This window comes from Actinospica acidithermotolerans (genome assembly GCF_018139625.1).
Classification (GTDB): domain Bacteria; phylum Actinomycetota; class Actinomycetes; order Streptomycetales; family Catenulisporaceae; genus Actinospica; species Actinospica acidithermotolerans.
The window spans coordinates 43845-54794 of the sequence record NZ_JAGSOH010000019.1; the positions used below are offsets into that span (position 1 = coordinate 43845).

7 protein-coding genes are annotated in these 10950 nt (G+C 73.0%); 3 read left to right on the top strand and 4 right to left on the bottom strand.

The annotated features are described in order from the left end of the window. Positions 1-24 precede the first annotated feature (24 nt). The 3 genes from KDK95_RS36795 to KDK95_RS09775 are packed head-to-tail and all read left to right on the top strand — an operon-like array spanning position 25 to position 3787. Positions 25-1827 carry a serine/threonine-protein kinase gene (locus tag KDK95_RS36795; protein WP_212517743.1) on the top strand — a complete coding sequence of 601 codons (1803 nt, stop codon included), beginning with the start codon at positions 25-27 and terminating at the stop codon, positions 1825-1827. Next, on the top strand, positions 1824-2687 hold the full coding sequence (locus KDK95_RS09770; RefSeq protein ID WP_212517744.1) for a patatin-like phospholipase family protein: 864 nt from the start codon (positions 1824-1826) through the stop codon (positions 2685-2687). Before KDK95_RS36795 ends, KDK95_RS09770 begins: the two co-directional genes overlap by 4 nt. After that, positions 2684-3787, top strand: coding sequence for a 1-acyl-sn-glycerol-3-phosphate acyltransferase (locus KDK95_RS09775; RefSeq protein WP_212517745.1), 1104 nt, complete (start codon positions 2684-2686; stop codon positions 3785-3787). Before KDK95_RS09770 ends, KDK95_RS09775 begins: the two co-directional genes overlap by 4 nt. Before the next feature lie 49 nt (positions 3788-3836). On the opposite strand, the gene KDK95_RS09780 is transcribed toward KDK95_RS09775, so the two are convergent. From KDK95_RS09780 to KDK95_RS09795, 4 genes are read right to left on the bottom strand one after another with little or no spacing between them, the layout of a single operon-like run. Beyond that, positions 3837-4595, bottom strand: coding sequence for an ABC transporter ATP-binding protein (locus tag KDK95_RS09780; RefSeq protein ID WP_249160798.1), 759 nt, complete (start codon positions 4593-4595; stop codon positions 3837-3839). Continuing rightward, positions 4592-5578 (bottom strand): ABC transporter ATP-binding protein, encoded by a 987-nt coding sequence (locus tag KDK95_RS09785; RefSeq protein ID WP_212517746.1) that lies wholly within the window; start codon positions 5576-5578, stop codon positions 4592-4594. The genes KDK95_RS09780 and KDK95_RS09785 overlap by 4 nt, the downstream gene beginning before the upstream one ends. Then, a complete protein-coding gene (locus tag KDK95_RS09790) occupies positions 5575-8250 on the bottom strand; it encodes a hypothetical protein (protein ID WP_212517747.1) in 2676 nt (891 codons plus the stop codon). Before KDK95_RS09790 ends, KDK95_RS09785 begins: the two co-directional genes overlap by 4 nt. After that, positions 8247-10925, bottom strand: a complete 2679-nt coding sequence (locus KDK95_RS09795; RefSeq protein ID WP_212517748.1) for an FtsX-like permease family protein — start codon at positions 10923-10925, stop codon at positions 8247-8249. The genes KDK95_RS09790 and KDK95_RS09795 overlap by 4 nt, the downstream gene beginning before the upstream one ends. Positions 10926-10950: the final 25 nt, after the last annotated feature.

Consider the following 10950-nt stretch of genomic DNA (forward strand, 5'->3'; position numbering starts at 1 on the left):
GAGGCGAAAGCGCGGATCTGGCAGATGCACAGGGAGGGCGGGCTCGGCGCGGAACGGGTGGAGGCGGGGCTGATGACTGGGCCGTGGACCGCGTGGGAGCAGGGCAGACTCGTCGCGCACCGCTATCGGCTGCTACGTCCGCTGGGTTCCGGCGGCACCGCCGAGGTGTGGGCGGCACGCGACGAGTCGCTCGGCCGCGACGTGGCGATCAAGGCGCTGTCCGGTCTCGACGGCCAGGTGGGCCACGAGTGCGAGCGCCTCGAACGCGAGGCGCGCCTGCTCGCCGCCCTGGACCATCCCAGGATCACCACGGTGTTCGACTTCGCCAAGACGGTCGAGGAGGACGGTGCCACCCACCCGTTTCTGGTCACCGAACTCCTCGAGGGCGAGAGCCTGGGCACGCGGCTCCGCCGGGGCCCACTCACCCCGCACGAGGCAGTGACCGTGTGCGCCGAGATCGCCGACGCCCTCGCGACCGCGCACACCTCCGGCGTCGTGCACCGCGACGTGAAGCCGGGCAACGTCATGCTGACCCCGCGCGGCGCAGTGCTCCTCGACTTCGGCATCTCCCGCCGCGAGGCCGACACCGACCTGACCGGCCAGTCACTCATCGGCACGCCGGCGTGCATGGCTCCCGAGCAGTGGCACGGCAATGCCGCCCGCAGCGCCTCGGACGTGTACGCGCTCGGCTGCCTGCTCTACTGGTGCCTGAGCGGCCACGCCCCGTATCAGGAGCGTGAGCTGCCGGCCCTCGGCGTGGCCCACCTGCTCTCCGCCCCGCCGCCGCTCCCGATCCACGGCCGTCACCACGGCGAGATCAACGCGACCTATACCGCCTGCCTGCGCAAGGATCCGGAGGATCGCCCCAGCGCCCGTGAGGTGGCGGCGGTCCTGGAGCACGCGGCAAGCTCCCGCTCGCTGACCTTCCGCCCGAGCGCATCGACGCCGAAGGCGAACAGGACCACGAGGGCGGCTAGGACCACGAAGGCGGCCAGGACCGCGAAGGCGGGTAGAACGACTACGAAGGCGGGCAAGACGAGTCGCGCAGCACGTGCGGCGACTGCGCCGATCGTCGCCGCGTCAGCAGCGTCGGCCGCCTCAGCCGAGTCAGCAGTGTCGGCCGCCTCTGCCGCCTCTGCAGCATCCGCCGCCTCGGGACCCCTGGCCGCCGCAACAGTCGCGGCAGCGGCGGCATCCCCCTCCACGGCGGCGGTCGGCGCGGACACCGCCGCGATGTCGTCACCGATCGGATTCGCCTTCCCGGACCGCCCGGGCCGTCCTGACCACTCCGACCAGTCTGACCACCACAACCATCCCCATTACGCCGCGTACGTCGCCCTCGCCGGTGCGGCGCTCATCGCGCTGATCGTGATCCCCCTGACCCAACTGGGCGGAAGTCCCGGGGGCCCGGCCGCCACCAATGGAGCCACATCCTCGACGACGTCGGGCGCGGCATCAGGCGCTGGGTCAGGCGAACGGGTGGCCAAGTCGTCCGCGCCGTCGATATCCATACCCGCCAGGTCCGCGCCCGCCATAGCGCCGACCACCGCCCCGTCCACCGCCCCGTCCACGGCACCGACGTTCGCCGCGCCCTCGGATTCGACTCCCCAGTCGTCATCCGCCGCACCATCCACCTTCGCTTCCTCCTCCGCATCGACCACGCATTCAACTCAATCCACGCCCGCGACCGCCACCGGCAGCACCTCCGCCACCGGCACCTCGCCCGCAACCACCACCGACCCGCCGACCACCTCGCCGTCGGATCCGTTCAGCGCGCAGACCACCGGCGGCGGACCTGACGGCAACGGAAAGCATGGGGGCCCATGACAGGCGAATCAGAACCGCCTCGACCCGCGATCCACACCGCGTTCGTACTCGGCGGCGGGGGAGTGCTCGGAGCATGCGAGGTCGGCATGCTGCGCGCCCTGCTCGAAGCCGGCATCGTGCCCGATCTGGTGCTGGGCACCTCGGTCGGCGCGATCAACGGCGCCGTCTTCGCCGCCGAGCCGAGCCTCGACTCCGTCGAGCGGCTGGAGAAGGTGTGGACCGAACTGGACGCTCGCGGCGTCTTCGAGGGCTCGCTGTTCACCAGGATCGGCACCGCCGTACGCACGCGTACGCACCTGCACTCCAACGAGCCGCTGCGGCAGATGCTCGTCGACGCCCTGGGCGACGTGCCGATCGAGGAACTGCCGCTGCGCTTCGAGTGCGTGGCCGCGTGCATCGAACGTGCGGCGGAGACGTGGTTCGCCAAGGGACCCGTCACGGACGCCGTCCTCGCATCCTGCGCGGTGCCCGGACTCCTGCCGGCGGTCGAGGTCGACGGCGAGCACTACTTCGACGGCGGCCTGGTCGACAGCGTGCCGCTGGGTCGGGCAGTCGAACTGGGCGCGCGGCGGATCTTCGTCCTCCACGTGGGACGCGTCGAGCGAGCACTGACCGTCCCGCGCCAGCCGTGGGAGGTGGCCGCCGTAGCCTTCGAGATCTCCCGCCGCCACCGCCTTTCCCGCGCGCTCGCCGACCTGCCGCCCGGCGTCGCGGCCCACCTGCTGCCGAGCGGAAGCGCTCCGGTCGACACGACCGGTGTCTCCAGTTACCTGCGCTACCGCGACTACTCGCGCGCGCACCGGCGCATCGAGGACGCGTACCGCGTGTGCACCGATTACCTGGAATCGATGCCCTCATGATCCCCGACTTCCTCCTGCGTCACACGATCGTGCGCCGCCTGTGCTCCACGGTCCTCCTGCTCCTGCTGTCCGCAATCGCGCTAGTGCTGCTCCCTGTCGTGACCGTGCTCAGTGCCCTGCTGAGCGCGGGGACGAGTGCCCTGCACCGCCTTTCCATGCTCTCCACCCGCGGCAGCCACCTACGCGCCGCCAGATTCGCGGCGTTCGCCGCCACCTACCTGGCCGCCGAGTTCGCAGGACTCTTCAACGCCCTCCGCCTCCGCGGATCAGATCAGGACGCCCACTACGCCCTGCTCACCCGCCTCCTCTCGATGCTCTTCCGCACGGCGCGCAAGGCCTTCCACCTGGAGATCGTCTCCCCTGCTCAGGGCACAGCCCTCCCCGAGGGCCCGCTGATCGTCTTCAGCCGCCACGCCGGACCCGGCGACTCCTTCCTGCTCGCGTACGCGCTGCTGACCGTCGGCGGCCGGCGGCCGAGGCTCGTCGCCAAGGAGATCCTGCGGCTGGACCCGCTGATCGACATCGTCCTCGGCCGCACCCCGAACTGCTTCGTGGGCCGCAGCGAGACCGCCCGCGCCGACGCACCCGGCCGCATCGCCGAACTGTCCGCCTCCCTGGGCCCCCGAGACGCGCTGCTCGCCTTCCCCGAAGGCGGCAACTTCACCACCGAGCGCCGCCGCCGCCTGATCGACCGCCTCCGCCGCCGGCGCGACCGCCGGATACTCGCCACCGCGGCCTCCCTGAACCACGTCCTGCCCGCCAAACCCACCGGCGTCTTCGCCGCCATCGACGCCGCCCCGCCGAGCGCCCATGTCCTGTTCGTCGCCCACACCGGCCTGGACCACATCGAAACCGTCCCCGAAGCCTGGCGCGCCGTCCCGCTCCAGCACCCCGTCCGGCTGGCCTGGTGGTCAGTCCCCGTCACCGACATCCCGGCCGCCGACCCCGCCCGCGAGACCTGGCTCAAGGACCAGTGGACCCGCATCGACGCCTGGATCGACCACGAAGCGGACGCGGACACGGAAGCGGTCGCGGACACGGAAGCCGAGGCGGACGCGAGCGGCGCCCCGGCCCCGCACACCGCCCTCGAAAGCCAGTGATCCGAAGGCACGCCCTCCGGCTGGATCAATAAGCGGTTTTACTCGCGGTTCACGAAGCGGCCACGGCGCCGAACGCTCCGTCGACCGCGGCGTCCTCGGTGAGGTGGCCGTCGGAGATGGTCAGGACGCGGTCGGCGATCTCCATGAGGGCCTGGTCGTGGGTGGCGATGAGAGCGGTGACACCTTCGGTGCGTACGAGGGTGCGCAGCAGCCGCATGATCTGGGCGCCGGTGCGGGAGTCGAGTTGGCCGGTGGGCTCGTCGGCGAGGAGGAGGGCGGGTTCGGCGGCCAGGGCCCGGGCTATGGCCACGCGCTGCTGCTGGCCGCCGGAGAGTTCGTGGGCGCGCTGACGGGCGTGGTCGCCGAGGCCGACCAGCTGGAGCAGGGTTCTGACGCGCTCCTCGCGCCGGGCGGCGGGGACGCTGAGGAGGCGGAGGGGGACGCCGACGTTCTCGGCGGCGGTGAGGATCGGGATCAGGCCGAAGGACTGGAAGATGAAGGAGACCTTCCGGCGGCGCAGGTCGAGCAGGTCGGCGGCGGAGATGGAGTCGAGGCGCCGGCCGGCCACGGTGACGGTGCCGCTGGTCGGGCGGTCGAGGCCGCCGAGCAGGTTCAGCAGGGTGGTCTTGCCGGAACCGGAGCGGCCGCGCAGGACGACGAGTTCCCCGGCGCCGATGGTGAAGCTGACGCCGCGCAGGGCCTGCACCTTCGCGGTGCCGGTGCCGAAGCTGCGGTGGAGGTTCTCGACGTGCACGATCGGCGATCCGGAGCCGGGCGCGGTCGCGTCGGGGGTGGTCGCGGCGCTCATATCGTCGGCTCCTCGCGGTCGTCGCGGTGGTCGGGGTGCGCGCCGTCCGCGCGGCCGTCGCGGACGGTGATCTGCTCGGGTTCCAGACCGAGGCGCACGCGGTCGCGCAGCTCCAGGGCGTCGATGTACTCGGCGGGCAGCTGGATGCGGCCGGCGCGGTCGAGGAGGGCGAACTCCTCGGCCTTGGCGCGGTCGCCGAAGGCGGTACGGAGCACCTCGCTGCTGGTGCGCCCGTCGCGGATCTGGACGGTGCGGGGCACCTGACCGGACACGTTCTCGTCGTGGGTGACGACGAGTACCGCGACGCCGAGTTCGTCGTTGGCGGTGCGCAGGGCCTGGAAGACGGTGTCGGCGGACGCCGTGTCCAGCTCGCCGGTGGGCTCGTCGGCCAGGACGACCTTGGGGCGGTTGGCCAGGGCCACGCCGATGGCCACGCGCTGCTGTTCGCCGCCGGAGAGGCTGTTCGGCTTCCGGTCGGCGCAGTAGCCGATGTCCAGGAGGTCCAGCAGTTCCGCGGCGCGCTTGCGGCGCTGGGAGCGGCTGACTCCGGCCAGGCGCAGGGGGGTCTCGACGTTCTCGCGGGCGTCGAGGTACGGCAGCAGGTTGCGGCCGGTCTGCTGCCAGATGAAGCCGACGGTCTCGCGGCGGTAGCGCAGGCGCTCGCGGCCCTTCATGGTCAGCAGGTCGTGGTCGGCGACCCGGGCCCGGCCCGCCGTCGGGCGGTCGAGGCCGGACAGGATGTTGAGCAGGGTCGACTTGCCGGAGCCGGAGGCCCCGACGATCGCGGTCAGCTCGCCGGGGCGGATCACCAGGTCCAGGCCCTGCAGCGCCTGCACTTCGACGCCGTCGGCCGCGTAGACGCGGACCAGCCGGTCGCACAGGATCAGCGCGTCGGCGCCGTAGCCCGCGCGCGTGCGGGCCTCGGTCTCGGCCTCGCGCTCCAGGCTCGCCAGGTCGGCGGCGGGCGTCTGCGCCTCGGTCATGCGTCCTCTCCCATCCTCAGCTGCGCGGGGACGTTGCGCCGGCGGACGATCGCGGCCTGCAGCAGCACGCCGACGCCGGTCAGGACCAGCGCGGCGGCCACGGTCAGCAGCGGGGTCACGGCGTCGAGCCGCAGCCCGCTCTCGGTCGCCAGTCCGGTGAACACGGTCAGGTTCAGTGCGCTGCCGAAGACCGCGGGCAGCGTCAGCGCGGCCAGCAGGCCGCCGAGCGCGGTGGTCGCGGCCAGCGGCGCGGTCTCGGCCAGGGCGATGCCGCGCGCCTGCCGCGGGCTCAGGCCCAGTGTGCCGAGCAGCGTCAGCCGGCGGGCGCGCGGGGCCGCGGTCAGGGCCAGCGCGAGCAGGATTCCGCAGATCCCGAAGCAGCCGGCCGCCGCCAGGCCGAGCGCGTATCCGAACTCGGCGAGGCCTTCCAGCGGCAGGTGCGTGAGCTTGTCCAGGGCGACGGCGCGGTACGAGACGTGGCTCTCGCCGGGCACCGTGCCGGTCAGCGCGGCGCTCACCCCCGCCGTGTTGATTCCGCTGCCGGACAGCAGGATCTCGGACACCAGCCAGTACTGCGGGTACGCGGCGACGGCCCAGTCCGGGACGAGCAGGAACGGCTCGTCCGGGCCGTACGCGGGCCGGACGGGACTCTGGGCCTGCACCGCGACGACGCGCACCTCGAATGCGGGGGCGGCGCCGGGGGACAGCTCGAATTCCGAGCCGAGCCGGTAGCCGCTGTCCGCGGAGACGACGACGGGGACCGGCCCCGATTCGCGCTGTGCCGGTAGCGCGTCTGCGAACGGCCAGGGGGAATCGGCGGAGACCTCCGTGTACGAGCTCGGATCCACCGCGTAGACCGCGGCGATGTTCGTGCCGGTCAGCGATTGCTGGGCGACGGCGGTGGCGTGCGTGACGCCGGGGACCTTCTCCAGCGCCGCGACCGCCTTCGCCGCGGCTGCCGGGGACACCCCCGTTCCCAGCGCGACCGACGCGTCGGTGCCGGTCTGGAGCCAGGACTCCTCGGACCGCCCCGATTCGACGTTCCGGTACGCCAGGCCGCCGAGTGCCGCGAGCGTGAGCGCGAGGACGATGGCGAACGTGGGCAGCGCGAGGCTCAGGGAGGAGCGCACGGCCCCGGTGAGGCCCAGGAACGCCGTGGCGCCGTTGCGCCGCCGGGCGGCCCGGGCAGCCGGAGTCAGCACGAGTGGGTAGCAGCGGACGGCGATGGCGGTGGCGACGGCCGCCACCAGGATCGGCGTGAGCGAGCCGAGCGTGTTCGAGCCGGCGCCCGTACCCGAGCCCGTGCCTGCCGCCGAACCGCCGAGGCCGGTCTGGCGCAGCAGCGCGACCGCGCCGGCGGCGAGCAGCACGAGTACGAGTTCGAGGACGCGCCGCCTGGCCTTGGGACGCCGGCGGACCGGGTCCGTGTTCTCGGCGCGCGATTGAGCGGCGCCTCGGTGATCGAGGACGGCGAGCAGCGGCGGTCCGCCGAGCACGACGAGGCAGACGGCGCCGAAGAGGTACCCGGACTGCGCGGTCGTGGAGCCGATCAGCGTTTCCGCGGCGATCCCGGCCGCGGCGAGCGCGAGGGCGGTCGGCGGGCCGAGCTCGCCGAGGACCTGGAACGCGAGCTGCGGCAGAGACTGGCCGCGGGCCCGCAGCAGCGTGAAATCCGTGCGACGACGGTCGACCAGCAGCCGCGCGCACAGCAGGACGGTGGCCGAACCGACCGTCGCCGCGCCTGTCAGGATCAGTCCCAGCACGGACTCGACCGCCGAACGCTCGGCCTCGAAGCCGGCGATGGTCGTGGCGGGTCCGGCGGTGATCTGGAGGTTGAGTTCCGTGGCCACGGTCCCGGAGGCGAACGCGGTCATCTGGGCTTGCAGCGCCGCGGTCTCCTGCGCCGTGTACCGGCTGGTGTCCAGCGGGACGCCGTAGACGGAGATGACCGCGTCCGGGGTCCCGTTGGTGTTCACGACCGAACGCAGTGCGGACAGCTCGCCCTCCCCGATGAGGGCGCCGGTCGACCAGAGGATGTTTCCGCCCGGCTCCACAACCTGGGAGGGCGCGGCCAGCTCCGCGTCGTAGTTCCAGAAGGAGGACGACGGATCGGTCGGATCGACGATTCCGGTGACCCGGAACCCGTACGCGATCCCCTCGATATCGAGGGTGTCGATCACACTGCCGACCCGCGCGCCGTAGAACTTCGCGCTCGCGGCGGTGAGAGCGACGTCGAAGACTTCGCGGCCGTCGACGACGTTGACGCCCTCGGGCAGCGATCCGGTCAGCAGCCGCTCGTGCGAGCCGAGCTGAGCCCGGTACTCGAGCTCGATCGTCGCGGAGTACGCATCGGTGCGCACTCCGAGCCCCTTGGCGAGGCGGGCGCCGGCCCAGGCCTGACCCGTCAGCGGATTCAGCTCGGCCGGAACGCCGTACGCGAAGGCGTTCAGCGTGCTGGTCAGCCTGGCGGTGCTCGGCGGGGCGTCCCCCTGTGCCGTGATCGCCCGGTTGACCGAACCGGTCGCGTCGAGACTCTGCTGAAGCGAGCTCGTGAGCTGCCGCTCGACCAGGCCCGGGACGCCCGCCGCGAACAGCGCCGTCAGGAAGCTGAGGACGATCAGCAGCAGGACGCCGGGATAGCGCCGTGCGGTGAAGACGTGCGGCCGGCTCATCGGCCCGCCCCCTCACGGAGCACGGCAGCCGATTCGCGGCGACGGGCTCCGGCGAGCACGAAGGTGAGCAGCGGCACGGCGAGCAGCGCCGCCACACCGACCAGAACCTGCGTCCACGGCGTCAGCACCGTCACCGCGGGCTGCGGCTTGGAGGCGCTCGCGGTCAACGTGGCCACGGGGATCACCACCCTTCCGAGGAGCAGCCCGAGCGCGACGCCGGCCAGCGCTCCGGGACCGGCGAGCAGCATCTGTTCGAGGCAGAGGGTGCCTGTCCGCCCGCCCCGGGAGAACCCGAGCGCGTCGAGAAGCGCGAACTCGGCCGACCGCTCCGCGCGCGTGCTGAGGACGCTGACGATCAGGCCGCACAGGGCCAGCAGCGTCGTCGCGATGGCCACGGCGAGCAGCGCACGCAGCGATTCCTCCGTCAGCGGCGCTGAGCGCAGTTGGCCCTGGACCTGCGAGCGGAAGGTGACGACGGCGCCGGCGGGCAGCCCGCGCGGCGTGTCGGTGGACGAATCGCCGAGCCACACCTCGTTCGGCGCGAGATTCACCGCCGCTTCGCCGACGACCAAGCCGCCGCCCGGGGTCGAGATCGACGGGAAGCCGGACACGATCGCCACGATCCGGACCGTGATCGTGCCCGAACCGACGGGCACCGACGTGAGATCGCCGACGCCGAGACCGAGCGTGTGCGCGAGCGTCGAGGTGGCGACGGCCGGAACCTGGCCGCTCGCGCCGGCCTTGCCGGAGACCTCGTTCATCAGGGTGCTGAGCGGCACGGACGAGAGGTCGGAACGCAGCTGCACGGTGCGCGCGGCGCTGGCCGGATCGACGGCCAGCAGCGTGGTCAGCAGTGCGCCGCTGTCGGGGACGAAGGTCGAGCGGTGGAGCGGGCTCACCTCGTGCACGCCCGGCGACGCGGCGAGCGCGGCGAGGTCGGACGACGTGAAGCCGGCCCCGGTCACGCGCGCGTCCGCGTCGGCGCCGACGGTGAAGGCGGCCTGATCCGCCGCGGAGCGCTCGGCGCTGGCGTACTCGCTCAGCGAGAGCACGCCGGTGGCGACGGCCAGCATCGTGAGCAGCACCGGGCCGGCGAGCTTCAGCGGCCTGCGGCCGGTCTGCCAGAACGCCAGCGGCACGGCCAGCGTCCGGCTGCGCCGCGTCAGCCGGTCGCCGAGCCGCGCGAGGAGCGGCAGCAGCCGCAGCGCGAGGGTCGCGCCGGCCGCGAGGGCGAGCGCGGGCGCGGCGATCGCGATCGGGTCGTAGGTCGAGTTGCCCGACTGGTCGGTGCCGACGATCGAGTTCGAGGTGAGCAGTTGCCAGCAGGCGAAGCCGGCCAGCGCGAGCAGGGCGAAGTCGAAGCCCGCCCGGCCGGCGGCGGTGAACGCGGCCTGCCTGCTCTGCCGCGCGCGCAGCGCCAGCGGCGAGACCGCCGAGGTGAAGGCCGGCGCCAGGATCACCGCGACGGCCGCGAGCGCGCAGCCGATCACCCCGGCCCAGACGGCCGTCGGGACGGCGGCGTGCGGCAGCGACGCGCTCGCGCCGCCGCCCAAGCGGTCGATCGCCCTCGCCAACGGTCCGGCGGCAAACGGCGCGGCGACGACCGCGGGCGCGATGAGCAGCATGGATTCGACGGTGCGCAACCGGATCAGCTGCGACCCGGTGCCGCCGCGTGCCCAGAGCAGCGCCGCTTCCGTCTCCCGCGCCTCGGACAGCAGCCGCACGACGATGAAGAGGGCTGCGAGCGCCACGACGAGCAGTTCGAGCAGCCCGGCGTACACGAGCGACTGCGCGACCTGCGCGGCCGGCGCGAGGCTCGCGAGCAGTTCCGGCAGTTCGGTGGAGGCCCCGGGGTTGCCGAGGTCGGAGTCCGTGCCGAAGGCGGAGATCAGCGACTTCAGGGCGGCGGCGTGCGCGGCGAGCCCGGACGCGCTGATCGCCTGCGTGTCGGGGACGGCCTCCCACTCCATCTGCTGGGCGGAGAGGGTCCCGCCCGCGAGGAACGCCGGGTCGGTGAAGAAGGGGCCGACCGTCGTGGAGCCGCTGCTCTGCTGGCTTCCGGCCCCCGCCAGCGGGTCCAGCCCCCAGTACGCGCCGGAGGCGTCGATCGGCTCGAACACGCCGGTGACGAGGACGGTCACCGCGGAGTCGTCGTCGGTCAGGACCCTGATGCGGCTGCCCGGCGCGACGCCGAGCACAGACGCGGCGGCGCGGTTGAGCGCGACCGGCACTTCGGCATTGACCGATTCGCCGTGGCTCGGCCACGAACCGGCGACGAGCGTGCCGTGCGACCTGAGATCCTGCGGCGCGAGAAGCGCCGCCGCCTTGCCTGCCTTCGCCGCCGAGCCCGTCAGCGAGAGGTCCAGCTCAGGGGCCTCATACACCGTCACCTTCGCGCCGCCGAGCGCGCCGCTCACGTCGCCGCGTATCTCGGATGCGGCCTGGTCGGCGGGAACCGCGGGCATCGAACCCGTGAGCGCGATCGATGTGCCGCTCGCGCTGCGCAGCGCATCGCGTACCGCGGCGTTTCCGGCCTGGCTGCTGTACATGATCAGCGCTGCGGCGAACGCCGTGGTCAGCACCACTGTCGCGATCACGGCCGCCAACACGACGCGATGGACACCCATCCGGCGCAGTGCCACCGGCACCCGCGCGCGACGCGGCTGCAACCCCATCGACTCACCCCCGTTCGCCCGTCAG

Bases quoted from the DNA above. Each gene is read 5' to 3' on its own strand.
- KDK95_RS09785 (WP_212517746.1), bottom strand. From the start codon at position 5,578: ATGACCGAGGCGCAGACGCCCGCCGCCGACCTGGCGAGCCTGGAGCGC.
- KDK95_RS09780 (WP_249160798.1), bottom strand. From the start codon at position 4,595: ATGAGCGCCGCGACCACCCCCGACGCGACCGCGCCCGGCTCCGGATCG.
- KDK95_RS36795 (WP_212517743.1), top strand. From the start codon at position 25: ATGCACAGGGAGGGCGGGCTCGGCGCGGAACGGGTGGAGGCGGGGCTG.
- KDK95_RS09775 (WP_212517745.1), top strand. From the start codon at position 2,684: ATGATCCCCGACTTCCTCCTGCGTCACACGATCGTGCGCCGCCTGTGC.
- KDK95_RS09790 (WP_212517747.1), bottom strand. From the start codon at position 8,250: ATGAGCCGGCCGCACGTCTTCACCGCACGGCGCTATCCCGGCGTCCTG.
- KDK95_RS09770 (WP_212517744.1), top strand. From the start codon at position 1,824: ATGACAGGCGAATCAGAACCGCCTCGACCCGCGATCCACACCGCGTTC.
- KDK95_RS09795 (WP_212517748.1), bottom strand. From the start codon at position 10,925: ATGGGGTTGCAGCCGCGTCGCGCGCGGGTGCCGGTGGCACTGCGCCGG.